A 20,958-nucleotide genomic window follows, 5' to 3' on the forward strand; every position below is an offset into this window, starting at 1 on the left:
GACTGAAGGGTTTTTGAAGCAGATGGGTTCCGGCGTCCAGGATGCCGTTGTGAACGACGGCGTTGCGCGTGTAGCCGGTTGTATAAAGGACCTTCAGTTCCCCCAGTTTCTCCGACGCCAGGGTGGCGAGTTCACGGCCCGTCATCTCAGGCATGACAATATCCGTAAAAAGGAGCGCGGGCTTCAGGCCTTCTCCCAACAGGGCGAGCGCTGCCGCGCCGCTAGCGGCTTCCGCCACCGTATAACCGAGTTCGCGCAGCGCCTCGACGGAGAAATTGCGCACCCGCTCGTCATCCTCCACCACTAATACGAGTTCGCCACGGACGCCGCGCGCAGGGTCAGCATTCTGCGGCGATATCTCTCTGGCTTCCGTCTCGCCGTAGTGACGGGGTAGGTACAGTTTTACGGTGGTTCCGTGGCCTGGTTCGGAATAGATCTTCACGTGTCCGCCGGACTGGCGCACGAAGCCAAAAACCTGGCTCAGGCCGAGCCCGGATCCCTTGCCGACCTCCTTTGTCGTGAAGAAGGGATCGAAGGCCTTTGCGAGAGTGTCGCCGCTCATTCCCGTGCCGGTGTCGGTGACCGCAATCATCACATATTGGCCGGGCGACATCGTGTGTTCTTGGGCATAGTCCTCGGAGACGTATGTGTTGGCCGTTTCGACGGTGAGCCGGCCGCCGTTCGGCATGGCATCTCGGCCGTTGACCGCAAGATTGAGGACCGCGTTCTCAAGTTGGCTGACATCGGCATTTATGCGCCATACCCCCGCAGCCAGCACGGTCTCGACCTGAACCTGCTCGCCGAGCGCCCTCGTCAGCAGCTCGCGCATGCCGGCGACCATGCGGTTCGGTTCGATGATTTCGGGCTGGAGTGGCTGGCGACGGGAAAAGGCGAGCAGACGTTGGGTGAGAGCGGCTGCCCGGTTTGCGCCGTCCTTGGCGGCGTCGATATAACGGGCAAGATCGGTTTCGCCGCGCGCAAGGCGCCTTTCGAGAAGGTTCATGGCGCCTAAAATGACGGCAAGCATATTGTTGAAGTCGTGCGCGACGCCGCCGGTGAGTTGCCCGACCGCCTCCATCTTTTGCGCCTGCCGCAACTGGGCTTCGGCTTCCAAGAGTTTGACGGTGCGCTCCTGCACTTCCTTTTCAAGTTCTTCCCGCGATCGGGCGAGAACCTCACGTGCGTCGATGATGTCCTGGATATCAGTGCAAGTACCGAACCAGCGGGTGATTGCACCATCCTCATTGCGCACAGGCTGCGCGCGGCCCAGCACCCAGCGGTACTTTCCGCTTCGATGACGGAGCCGATATTCGATGTGGTAGGGCTCTCCGGTCTGCAGGCAATGCCGCCAGACGGTCCAGGCGCGGTCCTGATCCTCCGGATGGAACATTCCGGCCCAGCCCTCGCCATCGGTTGAGCCTGAAGGCACGCCGGTGAAATCGTACCAGCGCTGGTTGTAGTAGTCGTGATATCCGTCTGGGGTCGTCGACCAGATCATCTGGTCGATGGAGTTCGTGATTGCCCGGAAGCGCTCCTCGCTGTCGCGGAGCGCGGCTTCCGCATTTTTTCGGTCGGTTATATCGAAGCTGATGCCGGGGAAGCGCAGAGCTGTTCCGTCCGGCGCAAGCGTCGGCCGACCCTGCGCGATGACCCATCTGTGTGCGCCGTCCGCCTGGACGAGGCGGTATTCCTGAGAAAAGATGCTGCCGTCCTTCAAGGCCGCCGCAATAGCTTTTTCGACATTTGGAAGATCGTCGGCGTGAATGGCATTGAAGAAATTGGCGATTGATGCGCCGGCGCTCGCCTCTTCGCGCGGGACGCCGTAAAGCTTCGCGAAGCGCGCATCGGCAATGACCCGATTGTTGGGAACATCCCAGTCCCAGGTGCCTACCGTATCCGATGCGCCCAGCGCATATTCCAGTCGCTCCTCGCTGGCGCGCAGCGCCCGTTCCGCCGACAGGCGCGCTGTTGTCTCGTTGCCCTGGTTGAATATGCCGAGGACCTTACCGTTCTGCCCGAAGATCGGCGCGAAGCTGTAATCCCAATGGGTCTGCTGTGTACGGCCGCCGCGCTGCATGGGCAGCATTTGATCGGTGACCGAAAATCCCTGGCCGGTCTGCAGCACGGCGAGCAGCTGGGGCTCGATCACGTGCCAGATGTCGGCCCATACCTCACGGGCCGGACGCCCCAGCGCCCAGGGATGTTTTTCCCCGGCAATCGGCGCCCAGGCGTCGTTGTAGAGGAGACGGAGATCGTTGCCCCAGTAAAGGGCCGTCGGAAGCGTCGTATTGAGGCACAGGCTCAACGCCATCCGCAGTTCCTGCGGCCAGTCGGCTTCGGCACCGAAGGGCGTTTTCTTCCAGTCGATCCCCCGGATGCGCTGGTTCATCTCGCTGATTACGTTCGGAATAAAAGTCATCTTGCCGTTTCTCGAGGTATCGCGAGCTTATATGGGGAGGTCGGAAAAATTTGAAAGCGCGGTAACCCTGTGAAATTTTTAAAAAAATGGGAAGGGACATAAGAGGGGCAATGCTGTCCCAGACAGGCCGACGGCTGTGCCTCGATGCTAGGGGTACATGTGCCGGGTAGGCATGATGGCGTTTTTCGCCGTGATCTGATCATCGAGTTCGGCGATCACATCGTCCAGGCTATAGGGCTTCGCGAAGATCCGGACCGCCGAAGGGAATGCCGCCTCTTCCAGATCGCCCCTGCCTGAAACGACGATCCTGGCTGCGTTCGGCCGGCAATTGCTGAGCAATTCCAGTAGGTCGAGGCCGCTCAGCCCACCGGGCAGGTCGACATCCGTCACCAGGCCGTCGATTTCCGCATGCCTTGCGATATACCCGATGGCCTCCAGGACATTGGACGCCGCGAGCACGCGGTAGCCTTCATGCTGCAACGCCTCGATCAGGATAAGGCGGAGGAGCGGTTCGTCCTCGACGACGAGAATGGTGGACTGCGATGCGGCCATCGGTATCTCCAGTTCGTTGGTCTCCGCACAACGTGCACCCCCTGGAATTTCGCCCGTCCCCAAGACAAGTCTTTGCGAACAATCTTAATAAAATGCAAAGAAGGCTCTTCGCGACGCGAGACACGTCCCGTGCGTCGGATGCGATAACGGGTTCCGGGCACGAAAGAGACCTACAAAAAATGCGATCCGCTCTTAGATAGTAGGTGTCTTTCAACGCTGCGATGGTCGGTCTATACGATCCCCACCATCAGCAGGCTTGGCCGGATTGGCGTGCGGGAGAGGGGATTCGATGTCAGGGAGCCAAAGCGATCTGGATTTTTGCGCGCGCGAGCCGATCCATGTTCCCGGCGCAATCCAGCCCCATGGATCTCTGCTCGTTCTTGATCCCGCCGGTCTCGATGTCCTGTGGGCATCGGCCAATTTTAAAGCAATCACGGGCCGGACGCCGCTCGAACTGTTCCCGTCGGTCGAGGCTGCTTTGCGCGCTTGGCGGGCCAGCGGCGCGCATGCCTACCGCGCCAGGCTGCAGAACCCGGAAGTGGACATGGCGGCACATGCCCATCAGGGCCGCGCCATCGTGGAGTTCGAACGCAGCGCGCCCTTTTTACCCAACGCGCTTCTTTCCCGTCTGACCGGCTTCGCACAGCAAATGACGGCCACTGAAGAGCTTACGGATGGGCTTTCCGCGACCGCGCGCCTGATCGCTGACCTGACCGGCTTCGACCGGGCACTCGTCTACCGGTTCGATACCGACTGGAACGGACATGTCGTGGCCGAAGCCGGCAACGGTACCCTGCCCTCCTATCTCGACCTGCGTTTCCCCGCTGCGGATATTCCGGCGCAAGCACGCAATCTCTACACGTTGAACCGCATACGCCTGATCCCCGATGCAAATTACACGCCGGTCCCGCTGACAGCGTTCGGGGAGGAGTGCGACGCAGGGGCCATCGACATGACGTTCACGCAGCTTCGCAGCGTGTCGCCGGTCCATCTCGAATATATGCGCAACATGGGCACGCTCTCGTCCATGTCGATATCGGTCATGGTGGACGGCAAACTCTGGGGCCTTCTGTCCTGCCACAGCCGCAATGCCCACCATGTGACGAGCGACATCCGCGAAGCCTGCGATTTCGTGGTCCAGAGCCTGGCCATGCGGATCAGCGCCGACAGCCGGGCCGAGACAGCGGCACTCGGCGTCGAACTCGCGCGCGTGCACACCAAGCTTTTGGCCGCGATGGCTCAGGCCGATCGGTGGGATGAAGGCCTGGCCGGCACGCCGGGGGCGCTGCTGGAACTCACCCGAGCGGATGGGGCGGCGGTCCTGTCTCAGAACAGCTACCTGCCTGTCGGCGAGGCTCCGGAAGAGCATCAGGTAAGAAGCCTGGTCGCCCGCCTTTCACAGCAAGACGCGGCCACCGATTCCTACATTACGGACTCTATCGTCTCGGAGGTCCCGCACGACGGCGGCTTCAACGACGGCACCTGCGGTGTCCTCGCCTTGCGCATTTCCGAGGTGGAAGACAGCTGGCTTGTTTGGTTCCGCCAGGAAGTGGTCAAGACGGTCACCTGGGGCGGGGATCCGCACAAGGTGGTGCGGGAGAGCGGGCGGATCCATCCTCGCAAGTCCTTCGAGGCCTGGCGCGAGATGGTGCGCGGCAGGAGCGCACCGTGGCACCCTGCAGAGATCGCCGCCGCGCGCGACCTGCGCGCCTCGATCGTGGAGATTGTGCTGAAGAAGGCCGAGCAATTGGCCAGGCTTGCCGCCGACCTACAGAAGTCCAACAGGGAACTGGAGGCCTTCTCCTATTCGATCTCTCACGATCTGCGGGCGCCGTTCCGCCATATCGTCGGCTTCTCCCAGCTTCTGACGGAGCGGGAGAAGAATCTCGGCGAGCGCTCGCGCCATTATCTCCAGATGATTTCGGATTCGGCGCTGGCCGCGGGTGACCTCGTCGATGATCTCCTGACGTTCTCTCATCTCGGTCGAGCGGCACTGTCCGCCGACAAGGTGGACATGAACAAGCTCGTCGCCGAGGTGCGGCGGGGACTGGCAGAGGAGACGGCGGGCCGCACGATCGTCTGGCAGGTCGATGATCTGCCCGCTGCGACGGGGGACGCCACCCTCCTTCGGCAGGTTTGGTACAATCTTATCGACAACGCGGTCAAATATACGCGGCTGCGCGAAGAGGCGCATATCGAGATATCAGCCGTTCTGACCGACCAAGGCATTTTGTACCGGATCGCGGATAACGGTGTCGGCTTCGACATGGCTTACAAGTCTAAGCTGTTCGGTGTATTCCAGCGGCTGCAGCGAAGCGAGGATTTCGAGGGCACGGGTATCGGCCTTGCCCTCATCAGGCGCATCGTCGAGCGGCATGGCGGCAGCGTGGACGCCATTGGCACGGTGGACGAGGGCGCATGCTTCACTTTTTCCTTACCGGCGCTACCTGAGGAGTAATCCGTGCCAGAACTGAGGCCAATTTTGCTCGTTGAAGACAATCCCCGGGATCTCGAACTGACCCTGACGGCGCTTGAGAAGTGTCAGATCGCCAATGACATCGTGGTTGCCCGCGACGGCGCCGAGGCGCTGGATTTTCTCTATCTCAGCGGTTCCCATGCCGCCCGCGATCCAGGTGATCCCGCAGTCGTCCTGCTCGATCTCAAGCTGCCGAAAGTCGACGGACTGGAGGTGCTCGAAAAAGTAAAGCGCGATGAGAACCTGCGTCACGTTCCAGTCGTCATGTTGACCTCGTCTCGCGAAGAACAGGATCTGGTGAAAAGCTACCAGCTCGGGGTCAACGCATTCGTCGTCAAGCCGGTCGAGTTCAACCAGTTCTTCAAGGCGATCCAGGACCTCGGCGTCTTCTGGGCGCTTCTCAACGAGCCGCCGCCGAAGCTGCGGCAGGTGGGCGGCGACTGACATGGCCGGAATGCTGCGTATCCTGCTGCTGGAAGACAGCACCATCGACGCTGAACTTATTGAAGCGCAGCTCGAGAACCTGCAAGAAACCTTTGAGGTCAATCGCGTCGCGACGCGTGCTGCTTATCAGGCCGCGCTGGCACAACACACGTTCGAGATTATCCTTTCAGACTTCTCGCTTCCCGATTTCGATGGCATGGCCGCGCTCGACCTAGCGGTCGCCTCAGCGCCGGACGCGCCCTTCATTTTCGTCTCAGGTGTTCTAGGCGAGGATGCTGCCATCGAAGCCTTCCGCAAGGGCGCGACGGACTATGTTCTGAAGCAGCGCCTGGCGCGTCTGCCGGCTGCCGTGACGCGTGCGGTGAACGAAGCACGCGAGCGGGCAGAGCGCAGGCGGATCGAGCAACAGAAGGATCTGCTGGTCCGGGAACTCAGCCACCGGGTGAAAAACAATCTCGCCGTCGTGCTTTCGCTAATCCGCCGGACGGGTCGCGGTTGCCGGTCAGTCGCGGAATTCGAGGAGAAACTCATCGCCCGTGTGTCGGCGCTGGCAGACGCCCACGAGCTCCTATTCGAAGGCAATTGGGACGAGACGGAGCTTCTGAGCGTTTTCCAGCGCGCGGTTCGGCCACACAACAAGGATCTCTCGCGCTTCGATATTGGGCGGCACGATCTCGTTCGGTTGGACCCCAGGACCGCGCTCTCCATCGGCATGGTCTTCAACGAGCTGGTGACGAATGCCTCGAAATATGGGGCGCTGGCCAACGAGCAGGGGCGTGTCTCCATTGCGTGGGTGGTCAACAAGACGGGTCCGGGGCGGTCCGTTCGGATAAACTGGACCGAGCGCGGCGGACCGGTCGTCAAGGCGCCCGATGACGAGGGCTTCGGTACCCGGCTCATCAAAGCCAATATCGAATATGAGCTGGGCGGGCAGGCAAGCCTCCACTACCTGCCGGACGGGTTCAGAGCCGAAATCGACCTTCCGATCGCCGAGAGCGAAGCGCTAAGGGCGGTGTCGGCCTAAACGAACCTGTCCTGGCACTTCGCCGGCTTCGATCTTGCGCGTCTAGGAAGTCGTCTGGGGCGCTGCGGTAATCTGCTCAGCGAGTCTAGCTTGCAAAACCTTGAGGTCGCAAGGTTTCGGCAGCAGCACGATATCAGTCAGCTCCGTCCGGGTGTCGGGCAGTTCGGCGTATCCGGAACATACGACGAGCGGTGTACCCGCCTCGGCGAGTGCTTCGATGACCGGGTAGGAGTAGACGCCTCTCAGATTGAGGTCGAGTACCGCCCCGTCGATCCCCGTGGAGACCGCCTGGAGGGCCTGCTCGACGCTGGAGACAGGGCCGATCACCCTAGCGCCGAGTTCTGTAAAGAAGTCTTCGAGGTCGAGAGCGAGGAGAGGGTCGTCCTCCAGGATGAGAATGCGTTTGTTTTCTAGGCTGCTTTTCACCATGATACCCTGAACGTCTCTGTCAGTACCCATCTAACTAGGATCGTGTAACTATCCGTCAATGGTTTCGATCGGGTGAGGCAAGCGATATCGCGTGAAGGCGCACATATCTGTGATTAAGCGTCGAGGATTGGCTCTGACTAATATTTGCTGCTGTCTTGAGGAAAGTTTTTGCTGATTCACCGGAGGATCAGCAATGGGCCATCGATTGCCGCATGCGAGTCTCGCGCCGTTCGGCTTTGCAGTAGGAGCAGTGAAGGTCATTGGGGAATGCGTTCAGGATCGGCCTCGGCGCTGGTGCGCGTTGAAAGTGTGGGGGCTGCGGCTGGCGAAACGCAATGGAACGAAAAAAACACAGGTCGCAGTCGCACGAAAATTGGCGGTCATCCTGTACCGCATCTGGATCGACGGCACCTCATTCCAGTGGAGCAAGGAACCGGCCTAATTCCCTGCTTACCTCCACCCAAAATCGCAGGGTTGATTTGCATCTGTGATGTCCCGCCGGGACGGTGGTTGCGGTGACCTCGTTGTTTCGGCTGCTGGCGGATTAGACCGCACAGCGCTTCACACGTAGAGGCATCCGATCCGAACATCATCATGAGGCCATGAGCTCGAAAACGACTATGATCCGAGCACGGACAAAACAGACTTGACGAAGTCCCGCAATTAAAGGGCCGAAACACACTCGAAGGCAACGCAGAGCCTGCCGCAGCGCAGAGAGTTTTTCTGAAGGCCGCGAGAGAGGCCGGGGTGTTTATCAGAGGCTAAAACCAATCACCCCAGCCAGAACGTTCGATCCCAGACAGGGACAGACCCAGCAACCTCGAAAATGATCCTGCGCACACGCTGAACGACCGCCGGCGGAAGTTGCCCTTGGACAATGATGGCCTGTGGCTCGTATCGAATATCGATCCGGTGTTGGGAGCATAGATCGTCGTAAGCTACTGCAGCGGCAATGGATGCACGTAGGCCATAGCCCTGCGCGCCGAAGCCACCGCCGAGAGATGCCTGGAACATCTCATCCTCCTTTATTTTGATTATCAGTGAAAACTGATAGAGTGCTCGTTGGGTTCCGGGCGAGAGAAGAGACGCCGATCAATATGTCGGTGTGATCACACGGAGCCGCGGTGCGGACCCGGCCCATTTGCGAGCCGAGCCCGGTCCCCCAACGGACCTTGGAACTTATCGGCTAGTCGTTACAGCGTTCCCGTTTCCGCATGCCGCGAAGTCGGCCAATGGAAAGCCCATGCGTAGCCGCTGGCCGTCAGCAAACGTTTGCGCGTGTTTTTGGAAGCGAAATGAATGGAGAGACTCGCCATCGGCCTCGACGATCATGACCGACCACTCGTCATATGAAGTAAAAATTGCCACGGAACGGCGAGACATAGCTTAACCTCCAAAGTAATGGGGAAGGTTGCTAAGCTCCATGGCCGCGCCCATTTAAATGGCAGCCGGTAGAAACACCATACGCCAATCTAGCGACTTGTCGAATCCAATCAGACACGGGGTCTTGAGAACATGAAATGGTGACGCGCGTTTCCAACAGGCAGCAAAATCCACCGTTTCCTGAGCGGTGAGCGCGGAACAAGTGACGGCCGATATGGTTGTAAAGGCGCGGCAAGTGATGTGCCTCCGCGCTCACTAGGCTCCCCAACCCGCCGCAACAGAAGGTCGCTTCGATCCCCCTCCGAAGCGACCTTCTTTTTCGTCTTGCCGACCGCGGCTCGGCAGGTAATTATCGAGTTGGCGGGTGAGGCAGGAGTGTCTATCCACTAACTTGGTATGTCGACCATCCCGTTTCAGGCCGACAAGCTTCCGGAAATGGAGTGAATCAGGCACTCTGCTATTCTGGTAGGGCATTGAATGACCAAGAAGTCTGACGAGATAATCAAGGCCATCTCAGCGGTCCATGCAGCGCACACCAATGCGCTCGTCGTCCTGGTAAAAACCCTTCAGGAAGCTGGCGCCCTGGATCCGGCCCACTATGCTGCCAATATCCGGATGACAATCGAGGCCAATAACTCTCGCATCGGGCCCGACGTTCAGGGACTGCTCGTCGACCTTGCAGAACTGGTGGAGATGCAAGACAATGCAGGGACGGCTTAATGCTGTGGCAGGATGGTTCGCTCTAGAGATTTCACATGGGAGCTCGGAACAAAGGGGCGAAAACCGCGTTCCACTAGTGCCACTTTTAGTTCAGTCTCTTGCCCCGCCTCAGCGCGGGGCCTTTTGTTTTCAGGTAGAAAATGCGCCTTCGGATCAACATTATCGGCCTATGCCTACTGTCGATGTTCATCGTGATCCTCGGCTCGATCTTGATTATGCCTCTTTTCGGCGATGGGAATACCGCCCCGACTGAAATCAACATCGACGCTGCCGCCGCAACCGGCGAGGAATCAGGCATCCCTGGATCAGGGAGTTTGGGAGAAGCCTTATCACGTTCGAAACCAACAAGCTCGGAAGATACCGGACCGTGACCAGTACTGCTGAAGCAGCGAGAGCTTTGATGGAGAGGTGGCCGGTAGAACCAGGAAGGCGCGGGAGGAAGCGCGGAGAACGTGTCTGGCGGTATTGGAGGGTAAAGAAGACTCCGCGGCTGCGCGCAAGACGTTCATAAGAGCGGCGAAAGAAGCCGACATCTTCATCCGACCGTGGAGACCGGCCACGCTGTTTCATGCGGTGTGATTAAGCGTCGAGGTTTGACCCCTTTCGGCGCGGAAGAATGACCCCGGCCTTGTTAGATTAACATGCTGAGCAATTTGTGGTTTCTCCGATGTGACTGGGGTCCGCTGTCGGCGCCGATGGTGGGGTCAAACAAGACGCCGAAAGACAATCGTCATTCGGCAGTCACCCAAGAATTTTGCGGCATGTGCAGAGGCACCCCCTTGAAACTCAAAACAAGAGAAAATAAATCTTCGGCGGGCGCTGAAGCGCAGCGCCTTCCTTGTTGATCACCAACGTTTTCAGTGAGGTAGAGATGAACTCGAAGGTATTTGATAAGCCCGTCTATCTGAAGGAACGCAGGGAACTGATCCGAGAGATAACGTGCTTGGAAGACGCCATCGACTTTCTGGAAGATTGGCCTGAAAGGGATCGTGACATAGTACACGATGCCACCTTGAAGACCTGCTACATGGCCTTCGACGGCCACAAGCCGGTGAAAATCGGACGGGATGCCATCCGCTCCTTTGGGGAGAAGAAGGGTATCCTGGTGAAATCTCCGGGCGTCCAGCCTTGGATGATCCGTTCGCGTTCCGGCGGCGGTCGTTTGTCTGCGTAAACTCTGTAGCGAACTAAAGAGGCTGCGATTGCGGCCTCTTTTCCCGAGGGCGGCACGCATAGTTCGTGGCGAAATTTCGATAGATCGGCACTTTTGTGAAAGCCGGCTCGGTCCGCAGCGGATAGTTCGTCACCTGCTCGCGCCTCTTGCAAAGGGTGCGAGTGGACAAGGAGTGGGGCCGCCGCATCTGGGGACGTACCAGTTGCGGCGGCCTTTAATGCGAGGGCGGCGTTGCCGATGGCCAGGCTGACGAATTCTGTCATGCCGCACCTCCGGAATTGTCCGAAGCCGGTTCCACAATCGGACGCCAGCTAGCGTTGACCTTGTCGCATTTGCCGTCGATCGCACGCAACAGAACGTGATCGGCTTCACGATTGGTTCTGGCCTTGGAAAGCTGGACGGCAATTTTCCGAGCTTGGGCTGTTCGAAGACAAGTCGGGAACCTGCATGTAATTTGTAGATTTGGCGATTCCAAGCGAGGCTTCTCAAGCCCCTGCCTCTACCCTCCTCCGAGGATACAGAGAGAAGCAGATGAGAAGCCAACGGCTGGAGTTCTCCTGCCTGGCTCGACACACTGGGCCTGAAGTTGCATTCTGCCGTCCCAACGATCGCACCGTGACCAAACATGCTAATTCATGAAGGCGACTACCGGACCCCACGAACCGATCTCATGCTGGCATCGTCGCTAGCCTTCGTGGCCGGCGGCGTGAACAGTGCTGGGTTCCTAGCCTACCACTACTTCTCAGCCAACATGACCGGCAACGTCTCTATGGCTTCCGACCACTTCGCCGTCTTCCAGTTCGACTTGGCGCTAGGCTTCCTGGCGATCATTGTGATGTTCATCTTGGGTGCCTTTGCCGCCTCACTGTTCATCGAGTTCGGCAGACGACGGCGACGCAGTAACGTCTATGCACTGACGTTGATCCTTGAAGCCGCCCTTCTGATACTCGTTGGCCTTGTTGTGGCTCTTGGCCCAAGGGCGCCGAACGGAGTGCTGATTGTCGGCCTACTGAGCTTTACCATGGGTATACAGAATGCGGCCTCAACCCGGATTTCTGGTAGCCGGGTTAGAACGACCCATGTCTCCGGCGTAGCTACCGATCTGGGCGTCGGACTGGCCATACTTCTTGGGGCAAGTTCCAACACTGACAAATTGGCGATTGTGCAGCGGTTGAAGCTCCACCTCGCCACTATTGTCTTCTTTGCGCTGGGTGGGGTGCTCGGGGTGCTGGGGCATCAGGCCCTTGGGGGTGTGTCTTTCTGCGTTTTCGCGATGCCTCTGATAATTCTGAGTGTGCGATATCTCAAGTGAAGCCCTTGCCTCGTCCGCGGATTGGCGCTGAGTGCAAGTCCTCATGACGCAAGGGAACGCCGCGGCTATCGATACGTTCTCCATATGCTCGACAAAAACGGGTTTAAGGAGAATGCAATGGATAACGACCTTATCGCTCGCCTCAATACCGAGAGCAGCGACTTGCGGCGGCGGGCAATGGAAATCGACAAATCCAGCGAAGACCGTGACACCGCCCTCCTCATGCAAGGCTTGGCGACGGCCATAGATGCGATCCGTGCATTGGCTGCAACCGCCGGGAGGTTGGACGGCCCGCCTGGGCTCGGCAGGAGTGGTGACTAAGGCTACGTGAGAAGCCGGACCTAAGTCGATATGTCAGCGAGCTGCCCGGGCTGACTCCCATATGAATGTTGGCCGTAGGGTGTTTCGGCCCTACGGGCTACCGACGCGCCCACGGAGTAGACAGGCGGCAGTTTGGCGTCACCACTTCTACCCTCCAACGAAGATAGATAACGCGGCGGCTGAAGTCGCCGCGAATTCGTTTCCTAGTATGGCGCAATAGGGGTAAGGTTAGCCATCATCAGCTATCCCTTGGCACGCTGAGACAGAGAGGCTTTTCGCACTCCCGCCTATGGAGTAGCGCTATGCCTAGATATTTCTTCCACGTATTGGACGGCCGAGCAGCGATCGACGACAAGGGTCTCTTTCTTGCCAACGAAACTCAAGCTCGGGTTGAAGCACTTCGCGGCGCTGGTGAGATGCTTGCTGACGCCGACATGAACGTTTGGCTTGGCAACGAGTGGATGATGGCAGTGACCGACGCGACTGGCAGCATTCTGTTCAAACTGAGGTTTGAAGTGGATTTCCCGAAGCTGCGGACGGGATTGGGTGCGTAGTGCTCCCCCCAAACACCTGAAGACCGCCCCGAAAGTCTAATCCGGCTGACCGATGGCTGTTTGGTCATTGGCGCACACCATCTGAGATAAATACCGAATAGGAGAGCAGGATGCCTACCTACGTAATTTGCTACGACAGTCAGAACGACGAAAACGACGCATTCGGTGAACAAATGCGGGAATGGAATTGTGTCCGCCCACTACCCACTCTCTGGTTCGGCAGGTTGAACAGTGATGCGCTTCGCGTCAGGGAAATCCTCAGGACGGTGGTTCGCGATAATAACGGGCTTTTCATTTGTGAGATCAAGCCCTCAAGCGATTGGGCAACTTTGAAAATGCATTACACGGTGAGCGATTGGATGCGCAACAACATTGGGGCTTGACGATAAGCTCGCTCGGATCAGCCGCAACCAATGCGCCTCGAAACCAACACACTTGAGAGCTTGCTAAAACCGCAGAAGGCGCGCAGGGTTGTTTCTTCGGCAGCCAACTTTACGGGCGCTGCTGTTTGAGGGTTGGCTACCCTGGCCCCAAAACGAGAGGAGGACGATATGTCTTCCCTGTTCGACCGCCTCAACGACCGATATCTAGTCACCACTATGGCGGGGCATGCGTTTGCGGCTGCCTGTCTTCTTGCAACACTCTATGTGTTGACGGAGGGCACGATATGGTGATCCTGCTGTTCACCGGCGCGAGGAAGAGTCAGATACCACAGAGGACGGTCCTTCGAGCGGTCCTGCAGGATGCGAACTACGAAACCGAGAAACTTGTCGGTGGCATTGGCGCCCAGCACGAAGAAGCGCGAAAATTGATTCGGCTCATCAAGGCCGCGACAATTGGCGCCGAGAACTATCCGCTTTCCAAAACCTCATTGCACCGCGATCGCAATGCCGGCATCGATGTTTGGGACGATGAAGGAGGGGCTCCAGGGAGGTCGACCCGACCTATTTGCTAACCCCACCGGGAAAGCGCGCCGTGCTGAACGAGCGCGCCATGCCCCTTACCGACTAAGGAAATCAACATGACCACCAATGTTGGCAGACCCGATATTGCCTTCCGGGTAAAGGAAATTGTCTCCGCCCAGTTGAACGTCCCGAAAGATGAAATCGAGAATGATGCGTCCTTTACGGCAGACCTTGGAGCCGATTCCCTCGAAGTTACCCAGATCATGATGCTGATCGAAGACGAATTCTGGATTACGTTCCCCGAAAGGCCGGTTACCGATCTGTCGACGGTTGGCAATACAGTTGATTTCGTGCTGGCAGCACGCAACGCGGCGCAAACGCCTCGCTGTGATTAAGCGTCCAGGTTTGACCCCTTTCGGCGCGGAAGAATGACCCCGGCCTTGTTAGATTAACATGCTGAGCAATTTGTGGTTTCTCCGATGTGACTGGGATCAGCTGTCGGCGCCGATGGTGCGGTCAAACAAGGCGCCGAAAGACATCCTCTGCCTTGCCATCGCGCTCTCCGGTTCGATCGGCGGACTTGGGATTGAATGGATCGGCTCTGGCAACCTCGGTTTCGTGGCTTCCATGCTAGCTGCCCTCGCTCTGCTGTCAATTTCGAAGACGCCGAAGGACAAAGCCGGCGCATGAGGCCGGTCCCGAATGCGTCAGCACGGGCTCCGCGGATCAGAACGGCGCCAGCGAGAACCCCGTGCGTATGCGAACCTCCACCTGGTTGACTGCTGGATCGGGATCCTCTTGGTAAGCCAGTGCCTGACGTTCGGTGACGCGCTTGATCGCCTTAAATGCCGCCTCGGGAGGCCAACCGGCGGTGATGGCCTTATCGACCAGTTCGCGCACTGCGCCGTCAATGGCCCGCTCGCATTCAAACGTAAAATAGGGGTCGATGGTTGGGTGTTGCCGTGGCGGGATTCTGCCGTTCATAAAGCGTCTCCTGCAGCGGCTCAAAAAGGTTTTCTGCTTCGGTAGCAGGGCGGAGAACCAACATTTTCGTCCGGGGAAACACCGAGAACGATGGATTCGTTCCGCACTCTTAGACATGTAGGGAAAGAGGTGACGGTGACAAACCCTAGCGAACCACCACGACGTTTGCTTCTCGCGCCGCGGCGAGGAACGCCAATCTTGCCTTGGATGGCGAGCATTTGCCCTCAATTGCCTTGGCGCAAAACGCGAGCGCTCGTTGAAATGCGCGCCCATAGGTGACCGGCCACTTCTCGGCCAGGACGAACATAGCGTTCCGCGGGTCCTTGATCTCCATTGCGCGCGGCATGCCTGGGAGGAGGATGGCGAGCGCGTTGTCCCAAATTACAGAAAGCATTTCATTTTCCCAATCTTCTCGGGCCCATAAATGCCGGTTAGGCGAGCTGGTTCCGTGTCAGATCGATAAAATTTGTGCACAATTGCTGAGGTGTTCCGACCTATCCGCCCATCTTCGTTGGAACATCCTCGCCCGGGAGGGGTGTGACGTCAGGAGCCTCCTCCGGAACTGCATCCGGTTCGGGCTCTTCAATCGGACGCTCAGGGATATCCGGCAAAGAGTCCGGTGTCTCACCAGGCGGGATTTCCTGGGGCCTTTTCGGGTCTTTCGGATCATCGGTCATGTTGAATTCCTTTCAGCTTGACCAACTGTGGTCAACCCGAGAATGTTCCGTCATCGGGCAGGGGCTGTTGCAGCGCCTTCGCCTCTTCTTAGGGCGCGTGCATCCACACGTAGCGTTCCTCCCCGGTTGTCAGGATAACCGGCATTGCCTTGGGATGGATGGGCTTGGCGATGGCGTTCGCACTTTTGCCTGATAGCCAAACACGATCTGGGGATTGTCACGCTGGACAATAGTATGATTTACTTACCAAAATGGCGTCCGGCCGTCGGATACGAAAGAACAATCATTTGACATGGGGAACGGGAATGAACAGGGAAACGCTTACGAACCATATACGCCCGCTGCTTGCCGGTGCAGCTTTATCGCTGCTACTTATTTCGGGTGGCATGACGCCAGCCTTTGCGGAAACCCCGGCCGATACGCTCGTGCAGGCTTGGGCAATCGACGATACGATTACGCTCGACCCCGCCGAATCATTCGAGCTATCGCCGGCCGAGTTCATCGGCAATGCCTATGACATGCTTGTTCGCCTCGACATCGCCGACACGACCAAAGTCAAGGGTGGCGTTGCCGACAGTTGGACCGTGTCTGACGACGGCCTCACCTACACGTTCAAGCTGAAGCCCGGCATCAAGTTCGCCTCCGGCAACCCCGTGACGGCGGAGGATGTCGCCTGGTCCTTTGAGCGCGTCGTCAAGCTCGACAAGAGCCCCGCCTTCATACTCACCCAGTTCGGCCTGACCGGCGAAAATGTCGCTGAAAAGGCCAAGGCCGTTGACGAAAGCACTTTCGTCTTCACCGTCGATAAGGCCTATGCGCCGAGCTTCGTGCTGAACTGCCTCACCGCCACCGTCGGCGCCGTGCTCGACAAGAAGCTGGTGATGGAGCACGCCGAAGCCAAGACGCCGAGCGATGATTACAAATACGACACCGATTTTGGCTATGGCTGGCTGAAGACCAACTATGCCGGCTCCGGCCCGTTCAAGATCCGCGATTGGCGCGCCAACGAAATCCTCGTTCTCGAGCGTAACGATAATTACTACGGCGAAAAGCCGGCGCTCGCCCGTGTCATCTACCGTCACGTCAAGGAAAGTGCGACGCAGCGCCTGATGCTGGAAGCCGGCGACGTCGATGTCGCCCGCAACCTGGAGCCGGGCGATCTCGACGCCGTTTCGAAGAATGCGGATTTGACGACGACAAGCGCGCCGAAGGGCACAGTCTATTACATCAGCCTCAACCAAAAGAACGAGAATCTCGCCAAGCCCGAGGTGCGTGAGGCCTTCAAGTATCTCGTCGACTACGACGCGATCGGCTCGACCCTGATCAAGGGCATCGGCGAGATCCGCCAGACCTATCAGGCCAAGGGCGTGCTCGGCGCGCTGGAGGCAAGCCCCTACAAGTTGGACGTGGCGAAGGCCAAGGAATTGCTTGAGAAAGCAGGTCTGAAGGATGGCTTTTCCGTGACCTTCGACGTGCGCAACACGCAGCCGGTAACGGGCATCGCCGAATCCTTCCAGCAAACCGCCGGCCAAGCCGGCGTGAAAATCGAGATCATTCCCGGCGACGGCAAGCAGACGCTGACCAAGTACCGTGCCCGCAACCACGATCTCTATATTGGCCAGTGGGGCATGGACTACTGGGACCCGAACTCGAACGGCGAGGCCTTCACCTCCAATCCCGATAATGGAGACGATGCCTCCGTCAAGACGCTCGCTTGGCGCAATGCCTGGGATATTCCGGAACTTACGGCCGAGTCCAAGGCTGCCCTCCTGGAGCGTGACAACGCCAAGCGTGCGGCGATGTATGAAAAGCTGCAGCAGCAGGCACTGGAGACCAGCCCCTTCGTCATGATCTTCCAGCAGATCGAGGTCGCGGGCGTTCGTGGCAATGTCAAGGGCTACACGCTCGGCCCGAGCTTCGATTCCAACCCGCTCGCACCCGTCTCCAAGGAATAGTCTTCCTTGAGCATGATGGAAACGCGCAAGCCGGCAGGGCGCGCCAGACGGCGCGCCTATGGGCGGTTGAAATCGGTGGCGGGCTTCCTCGTGGTCGTTGCCACCACCTATCTCGGCCTGCTCGCCGTCACCTTCTTCATCGGCCGCGTCGTGCCGATCGATCCGGTTCTGGCGATCGTCGGCGATCGGGCGCCTGCCCATGTGGTGGAGCGCGTGCGGCTGGAAATGGGGTTGAACCTGCCCTATTACCAGCAGTTCTGGCTCTATATGAAAGGCGTGCTCAGCGGTGATTTCGGCACATCGGTGCTGACGACAAACCCTGTAATGACCGACATTCGCCGCGTCTTCCCCGCGACGATGGAGCTGGCCACCGTCGGGACGATCATCGGCGCGCTTCTCGGTATTCCGCTTGGTGTGCTCGCGGCCGTCAGGCGCGGCAGCATGAGCGACCAGGTGGTGCGCATCGTCGGCCTCGTCGGCTATTCGGTGCCGATCTTCTGGCTCGGCCTGCTCGCCTTGCTCGTTTTCTATGCACGCCTCGGGTGGGTCTCTGGCCCCGGCCGCATCGATGTCGTGTTCGAGTACACGTTCACGCCGGTTACTGGCTTCTTCCTGTTGGATGCAATCATCAATCGCGACTGGGCAGCATTCCGCGACATCCTCTCGCACATCATCCTGCCCGCCTCGCTGCTCGGCTATTTCTCCATGGCCTACATCAGCCGCATGACACGCTCTTTCATGCTGAACGAGCTTGGCCAGGAATACATCGTCGCAGCGCGCGCCAAAGGCCTGTCAGAGGCGCGCATCATTTGGGGTCATGCATTGCGCAATGCCGCGGTGCCGCTCATCACTGTGATCGCGCTCTCCTATGCCGGCCTGCTCGAAGGCTCGGTGCTGACGGAGACCGTTTTTGCCTGGCCGGGGCTTGGTCTCTACATTACCAATTCCCTACAAAACGCCGACATGAACGCGGTGCTCGGCGGCACCATCGTCATCGGTTCCGTCTTCATCGCCATCAATCTTCTCTCCGACGTGCTCTACCGCATGCTCGATCCCCGAACGAGGACACGATGAGGGACGTCACCATGACCCGCCGCGAATGGCTCCTGACCGACAGGCCGCAATCGCGCATGCAGGCCCGGCTCGGCCGTGCCTATGTCGCCTGGCGGCGGTTTACCGCCAACCGTCTCGCCGTCATCGGCCTTGTCATCATTCTCGGCCTCGTCGTCCTCGCCGCTTTTGCCCCGTTGCTGGCACCCCATTCGCCTTATATCGGCGATCTTGCCAAGGCGCGCCTGCTGTCGCCAGGGCCGGGGCATTGGCTTGGCACGGATGATCAAGGCCGCGATATCCTGTCGCGCCTCATCTACGGCTCACGGCTGACCTTGCAGGTTGTGCTGCTGGTTGCGGTCATTGCCGCACCCATCGGCCTTCTCGTCGGCACGGTCGCCGGTTATGCGGGTGGCTGGGTGGATGCGGTACTGATGCGCATCACCGATATCTTCCTCGCCTTCCCGAAACTCGTGCTGGCGCTCGCCTTCGTCGCTGCTCTCGGGCCAGGCATCGGCAACGCCATCATCGCCATCGCCATCACCTCCTGGCCGCCCTATGCGCGCATCGCGCGCGCCGAGACGCTGACGGTACGCAATTCCGACTATATCCTGGCAGTGCAACTGATGGGAGCCTCGCCCTGGCGCATCGTGCTGCGCCATATCATGCCGCTCTGCATCTCCTCCCTCATCGTGCGTGTGACGCTCGACATGGCGGGTATCATCTTGACGGCAGCCGGCCTTGGCTTTCTTGGCCTCGGCGCACAGCCGCCGCTGCCCGAGTGGGGCGCGATGATCGCTTCCGGCCGGCGCTTCATCCTCGATCAATGGTGGGTAGCCGCGGCTCCGGGCTTCGCGATCCTCATCGTCAGTCTCGGCTTCAACCTGCTGGGTGACGGCCTTCGAGATGCGCTCGATCCGCGTGGGAGCGGCCAATGAGGGCGCTGCTTGATGTCGAGGACCTTCGCGTGTCTTTCCCAACGCGCACCGGCGTCATCGAAGCCGTGCGCGGCGTCTCCTTCACACTTGGCCGCGAGCGGCTCGGCATTGTCGGTGAGAGCGGTTCCGGCAAGTCCCAGACCGGCCGCGCTATCATGGGGCTGACCGCCGAACACGGCGTGATCGCGGCCGGCAAGCTTGATTTCAACGGCACTGATCTCCTCAAGGCCTCGAAGGCAGAGCGACGCGCGCTGCGGGGAAAACGCATCGCGATGGTCCTGCAGGATCCGAAATATTCGCTTAACCCGGTTATGACCATCGGCCGGCAAATCGTCGAGACGCTGCGCACGCACGAGCCTGTTGGCAGAGCAGAGGCGAAGAGGCGCGCGCTCGACATGTTGGCCGCCGTGCAGATCCGCGATCCCGAACGCGTCTTCGGCCTCTATCCTCACGAGGTTTCCGGCGGCATGGGCCAGCGCGCGATGATCGCCATGATGCTGATTGCCGGCCCGGAACTTTTGATTGCCGACGAACCGACCTCGGCGCTCGATGTTACCGTGCAGCTCGACGTTCTCGGCATCCTCAATCATCTTGTCGCCGAGCGCGGCATGGGGCTGATCTTCATCTCGCACGACCTGCGACTCGTCTCCTCGTTCTGCGACCGGGTCATCGTCATGTATGCCGGCCGCATCGTGGAGGAACTGCCAGCGGCGAGGCTCTCGGACGCACAGCATCCCTACACCCGTGGCCTGCTAAACTGCATGCCCGAGATCGGCACTGAGCGGCACCCGTTGCCGGTGCTCGACCGGAAGCCGGAGTGGAAGACATGACACCGGCTCTCGCCATAGAAGGCCTCGGCGTCGCTTTCGACGATTTCGTGGCGCTCGAAGATGTCAGCCTTTCGGTGGCGCCTGGCGAGTCCTTCGGTCTTGTCGGCGAATCCGGCTCCGGCAAGTCCACGCTTTTGCGTGCCGTGGCTGGCGTTACTCCGGTTTCTACAGGCGCGATTGCAGTCGACGGTATGATACTCGGAAAACGGCGCGACAAAGCCTCCTACCGCAAGGTCCAAATGGTGTTCCAGGACCCCTATGGTTCACTCCATCCGCGCCAGACGGTCGATCGACTGCTCCTTGAGCCCCTTGCCATCCATGGCTTCGACGATACCGAAGGCCGTATCGTGCACGCGCTCGACGAGGTCGGGCTCGGGTCAAGCTTCCGCTTCCGCTATTCGCACCAACTGTCCGGTGGCCAGCGCCAGCGCGTGGCGATCGCGCGCGCGTTGATCCTCGAGCCGTCCATCCTGTTGCTCGACGAGCCGACATCGGCGCTCGATGCATCCGTTCAGGCTGAGGTGCTGAACCTGCTCGAGCAGTTGCGTGCCGCGCGGCAACTCACCTTCGTGATGGTCAGTCATGATCTAGCCGTCGTCACCCATTTGTGCGATCGGTTGATGGTCATGCAGAACGGTCGCCCTGTGGAAGAACTCGCGTCCGCCGACCTCGCCGCCGGCAAAGTGACGCAGGATTATACACGCGGCTTGCTAGCCGCCAGCAAAGGTTTCCGCCGCGAGCGTTCGGGTTGGTCGTAGCGAGCGGAAACAGTCACGTCAGCGTAGCCAAGCTGGCGATACCGCCGCTGTCA

The 20,958-nt window shown here is 59.4% G+C and carries 24 protein-coding genes and 3 pseudogenes; 21 read left to right on the top strand and 6 right to left on the bottom strand.

All coding sequences use genetic code 11. From position 1 onward, the window contains the following. On the bottom strand, window positions 1-2,419 hold a 2,419-nt coding region (locus tag GR138_RS28525; protein WP_160862661.1), incomplete at its 3' end, for a PAS domain-containing protein. A 147-nt stretch (window positions 2,420-2,566) separates the two neighbouring features. After that, window positions 2,567-2,971 carry a response regulator gene (locus tag GR138_RS28530; protein WP_160862662.1) on the bottom strand — a complete coding sequence of 135 codons (405 nt, stop codon included), beginning with the start codon at window positions 2,969-2,971 and terminating at the stop codon, window positions 2,567-2,569. Window positions 2,972-3,227: 256 nt separating this feature from the next. On the opposite strand from GR138_RS28530, the gene GR138_RS28535 reads away from it, so the two are divergent. From GR138_RS28535 to GR138_RS28545, 3 genes are read left to right on the top strand one after another with little or no spacing between them, the layout of a single operon-like run. Further along, window positions 3,228-5,429, top strand: coding sequence for an ATP-binding protein (locus GR138_RS28535; RefSeq protein WP_246200808.1), 2,202 nt, complete (start codon window positions 3,228-3,230; stop codon window positions 5,427-5,429). A 3-nt stretch (window positions 5,430-5,432) separates the two neighbouring features. Next, window positions 5,433-5,891 (top strand): response regulator, encoded by a 459-nt coding sequence (locus GR138_RS28540; protein WP_160862663.1) that lies wholly within the window; start codon window positions 5,433-5,435, stop codon window positions 5,889-5,891. A gap of 1 nt (window position 5,892) precedes the next feature. Next, a complete protein-coding gene (locus GR138_RS28545) occupies window positions 5,893-6,915 on the top strand; it encodes an HWE histidine kinase domain-containing protein (RefSeq protein ID WP_202402902.1) in 1,023 nt (340 codons plus the stop codon). 42 nt (window positions 6,916-6,957) lie between these two features. On the opposite strand, the gene GR138_RS28550 is transcribed toward GR138_RS28545, so the two are convergent. After that, window positions 6,958-7,374, bottom strand: coding sequence for a response regulator (locus GR138_RS28550; RefSeq protein ID WP_202402903.1), 417 nt, complete (start codon window positions 7,372-7,374; stop codon window positions 6,958-6,960). A 259-nt stretch (window positions 7,375-7,633) separates the two neighbouring features. Here GR138_RS28550 and GR138_RS30725 point away from each other — a divergent pair. From GR138_RS30725 to GR138_RS28610, 13 genes and pseudogenes are all read left to right on the top strand, one after another. Next, window positions 7,634-7,786: pseudogene (locus GR138_RS30725) on the top strand (IS110 family transposase); the annotation flags it as partial. 1,418 nt (window positions 7,787-9,204) lie between these two features. Continuing rightward, window positions 9,205-9,447, top strand: a complete 243-nt coding sequence (locus tag GR138_RS28560; protein WP_160862665.1) for a hypothetical protein — start codon at window positions 9,205-9,207, stop codon at window positions 9,445-9,447. A 182-nt stretch (window positions 9,448-9,629) separates the two neighbouring features. Next, window positions 9,630-9,818, top strand: a complete 189-nt coding sequence (locus GR138_RS28565) for a hypothetical protein (RefSeq protein WP_160862666.1) — start codon at window positions 9,630-9,632, stop codon at window positions 9,816-9,818. Next, window positions 9,815-10,026: pseudogene (locus tag GR138_RS28570) on the top strand (DUF982 domain-containing protein). The gene GR138_RS28565 and the pseudogene GR138_RS28570 overlap by 4 nt, the downstream one beginning before the upstream one ends. Window positions 10,027-10,318: 292 nt before the next feature. Further along, window positions 10,319-10,621 (top strand): DUF982 domain-containing protein, encoded by a 303-nt coding sequence (locus tag GR138_RS28575; RefSeq protein ID WP_160862667.1) that lies wholly within the window; start codon window positions 10,319-10,321, stop codon window positions 10,619-10,621. Between the two features lie 670 nt (window positions 10,622-11,291). Further along, window positions 11,292-11,933, top strand: a complete 642-nt coding sequence (locus tag GR138_RS28580; protein ID WP_160862668.1) for a YoaK family protein — start codon at window positions 11,292-11,294, stop codon at window positions 11,931-11,933. A 117-nt stretch (window positions 11,934-12,050) separates the two neighbouring features. Further along, window positions 12,051-12,254 carry a hypothetical protein gene (locus GR138_RS28585; RefSeq protein ID WP_160862669.1) on the top strand — a complete coding sequence of 68 codons (204 nt, stop codon included), beginning with the start codon at window positions 12,051-12,053 and terminating at the stop codon, window positions 12,252-12,254. A 302-nt stretch (window positions 12,255-12,556) separates the two neighbouring features. Continuing rightward, window positions 12,557-12,808 (top strand): DUF6894 family protein, encoded by a 252-nt coding sequence (locus GR138_RS28590; RefSeq protein ID WP_160862670.1) that lies wholly within the window; start codon window positions 12,557-12,559, stop codon window positions 12,806-12,808. 110 nt (window positions 12,809-12,918) lie between these two features. Beyond that, window positions 12,919-13,191: a hypothetical protein gene (locus GR138_RS28595; protein WP_160862671.1), complete on the top strand. Its 273-nt coding sequence runs from the start codon at window positions 12,919-12,921 to the stop codon at window positions 13,189-13,191. Between the two features lie 168 nt (window positions 13,192-13,359). Continuing rightward, the gene (locus GR138_RS30870; RefSeq protein WP_276508818.1) at window positions 13,360-13,482 is read left to right on the top strand and encodes a hypothetical protein; all 123 of its coding nucleotides are present in this window, start codon (window positions 13,360-13,362) and stop codon (window positions 13,480-13,482) included. Next, entirely contained in the window at window positions 13,476-13,763 is a 288-nt protein-coding gene (locus GR138_RS28600; protein WP_160862672.1) for a hypothetical protein, read from the top strand. Before GR138_RS30870 ends, GR138_RS28600 begins: the two co-directional genes overlap by 7 nt. A gap of 66 nt (window positions 13,764-13,829) precedes the next feature. Further along, the gene (gene acpP / locus GR138_RS28605) at window positions 13,830-14,108 is read left to right on the top strand and encodes an acyl carrier protein (protein ID WP_160862673.1); all 279 of its coding nucleotides are present in this window, start codon (window positions 13,830-13,832) and stop codon (window positions 14,106-14,108) included. 58 nt (window positions 14,109-14,166) lie between these two features. Continuing rightward, window positions 14,167-14,403, top strand: coding sequence for a hypothetical protein (locus GR138_RS28610; protein WP_160862674.1), 237 nt, complete (start codon window positions 14,167-14,169; stop codon window positions 14,401-14,403). A 36-nt stretch (window positions 14,404-14,439) separates the two neighbouring features. Here the strand turns inward: GR138_RS28610 and GR138_RS28615 are convergent, their stop codons facing one another. The 3 genes and pseudogenes from GR138_RS28615 to GR138_RS30730 form a co-directional block, all read right to left on the bottom strand. Further along, entirely contained in the window at window positions 14,440-14,697 is a 258-nt protein-coding gene (locus tag GR138_RS28615) for a hypothetical protein (RefSeq protein WP_160862675.1), read from the bottom strand. A gap of 145 nt (window positions 14,698-14,842) precedes the next feature. After that, complete coding sequence (locus GR138_RS28620) at window positions 14,843-15,091, bottom strand: DUF982 domain-containing protein (protein WP_160862676.1); 249 nt, start codon at window positions 15,089-15,091, stop codon at window positions 14,843-14,845. 374 nt (window positions 15,092-15,465) lie between these two features. Continuing rightward, window positions 15,466-15,552, bottom strand: a pseudogene (locus GR138_RS30730) (SOS response-associated peptidase); the annotation flags it as partial. Between the two features lie 127 nt (window positions 15,553-15,679). Between GR138_RS30730 and GR138_RS28625 the strand changes: the two are divergent. The 5 genes from GR138_RS28625 to GR138_RS28645 are packed head-to-tail and all read left to right on the top strand — an operon-like array spanning window position 15,680 to window position 20,905. Next, window positions 15,680-17,329 (top strand): ABC transporter substrate-binding protein, encoded by a 1,650-nt coding sequence (locus GR138_RS28625; protein WP_160862677.1) that lies wholly within the window; start codon window positions 15,680-15,682, stop codon window positions 17,327-17,329. A gap of 12 nt (window positions 17,330-17,341) precedes the next feature. After that, on the top strand, window positions 17,342-18,403 hold the full coding sequence (locus tag GR138_RS28630; RefSeq protein WP_420853734.1) for an ABC transporter permease: 1,062 nt from the start codon (window positions 17,342-17,344) through the stop codon (window positions 18,401-18,403). Beyond that, entirely contained in the window at window positions 18,400-19,317 is a 918-nt protein-coding gene (gene nikC / locus GR138_RS28635) for a nickel transporter permease (RefSeq protein WP_160862679.1), read from the top strand. The genes GR138_RS28630 and nikC overlap by 4 nt, the downstream gene beginning before the upstream one ends. Then, window positions 19,314-20,147 (top strand): ABC transporter ATP-binding protein, encoded by an 834-nt coding sequence (locus GR138_RS28640; RefSeq protein WP_160862680.1) that lies wholly within the window; start codon window positions 19,314-19,316, stop codon window positions 20,145-20,147. The genes nikC and GR138_RS28640 overlap by 4 nt, the downstream gene beginning before the upstream one ends. Further along, window positions 20,144-20,905 carry an ABC transporter ATP-binding protein gene (locus tag GR138_RS28645; protein WP_160862722.1) on the top strand — a complete coding sequence of 254 codons (762 nt, stop codon included), beginning with the start codon at window positions 20,144-20,146 and terminating at the stop codon, window positions 20,903-20,905. Before GR138_RS28640 ends, GR138_RS28645 begins: the two co-directional genes overlap by 4 nt. The last annotated feature ends 53 nt before the right edge of the window (window positions 20,906-20,958 follow it).

The organism is Shinella kummerowiae, assembly GCF_009827055.1.
GTDB lineage: Bacteria > Pseudomonadota > Alphaproteobacteria > Rhizobiales > Rhizobiaceae > Shinella > Shinella kummerowiae.

Bases quoted from the DNA above. Each gene is read 5' to 3' on its own strand.
- GR138_RS28580 (WP_160862668.1), top strand. From the start codon at position 11,292: ATGCTGGCATCGTCGCTAGCCTTCGTGGCCGGCGGCGTGAACAGTGCT.
- GR138_RS28565 (WP_160862666.1), top strand. From the start codon at position 9,630: ATGTTCATCGTGATCCTCGGCTCGATCTTGATTATGCCTCTTTTCGGC.
- GR138_RS28615 (WP_160862675.1), bottom strand. From the start codon at position 14,697: ATGAACGGCAGAATCCCGCCACGGCAACACCCAACCATCGACCCCTAT.
- GR138_RS28640 (WP_160862680.1), top strand. From the start codon at position 19,314: ATGAGGGCGCTGCTTGATGTCGAGGACCTTCGCGTGTCTTTCCCAACG.
- GR138_RS28575 (WP_160862667.1), top strand. From the start codon at position 10,319: ATGAACTCGAAGGTATTTGATAAGCCCGTCTATCTGAAGGAACGCAGG.
- GR138_RS28585 (WP_160862669.1), top strand. From the start codon at position 12,051: ATGGATAACGACCTTATCGCTCGCCTCAATACCGAGAGCAGCGACTTG.
- GR138_RS28630 (WP_420853734.1), top strand. From the start codon at position 17,342: ATGATGGAAACGCGCAAGCCGGCAGGGCGCGCCAGACGGCGCGCCTAT.
- GR138_RS28610 (WP_160862674.1), top strand. From the start codon at position 14,167: ATGCTGAGCAATTTGTGGTTTCTCCGATGTGACTGGGATCAGCTGTCG.
- GR138_RS28645 (WP_160862722.1), top strand. From the start codon at position 20,144: ATGACACCGGCTCTCGCCATAGAAGGCCTCGGCGTCGCTTTCGACGAT.
- GR138_RS28530 (WP_160862662.1), bottom strand. From the start codon at position 2,971: ATGGCCGCATCGCAGTCCACCATTCTCGTCGTCGAGGACGAACCGCTC.
- GR138_RS28600 (WP_160862672.1), top strand. From the start codon at position 13,476: ATGGTGATCCTGCTGTTCACCGGCGCGAGGAAGAGTCAGATACCACAG.
- nikC (WP_160862679.1), top strand. From the start codon at position 18,400: ATGAGGGACGTCACCATGACCCGCCGCGAATGGCTCCTGACCGACAGG.
- GR138_RS28625 (WP_160862677.1), top strand. From the start codon at position 15,680: ATGAACAGGGAAACGCTTACGAACCATATACGCCCGCTGCTTGCCGGT.
- GR138_RS28545 (WP_202402902.1), top strand. From the start codon at position 5,893: ATGGCCGGAATGCTGCGTATCCTGCTGCTGGAAGACAGCACCATCGAC.
- acpP (WP_160862673.1), top strand. From the start codon at position 13,830: ATGACCACCAATGTTGGCAGACCCGATATTGCCTTCCGGGTAAAGGAA.
- GR138_RS30870 (WP_276508818.1), top strand. From the start codon at position 13,360: ATGTCTTCCCTGTTCGACCGCCTCAACGACCGATATCTAGTCACCACT.
- GR138_RS28620 (WP_160862676.1), bottom strand. From the start codon at position 15,091: ATGCTTTCTGTAATTTGGGACAACGCGCTCGCCATCCTCCTCCCAGGC.
- GR138_RS28590 (WP_160862670.1), top strand. From the start codon at position 12,557: ATGCCTAGATATTTCTTCCACGTATTGGACGGCCGAGCAGCGATCGAC.
- GR138_RS28550 (WP_202402903.1), bottom strand. From the start codon at position 7,374: ATGGGTACTGACAGAGACGTTCAGGGTATCATGGTGAAAAGCAGCCTA.
- GR138_RS28560 (WP_160862665.1), top strand. From the start codon at position 9,205: ATGACCAAGAAGTCTGACGAGATAATCAAGGCCATCTCAGCGGTCCAT.
- GR138_RS28595 (WP_160862671.1), top strand. From the start codon at position 12,919: ATGCCTACCTACGTAATTTGCTACGACAGTCAGAACGACGAAAACGAC.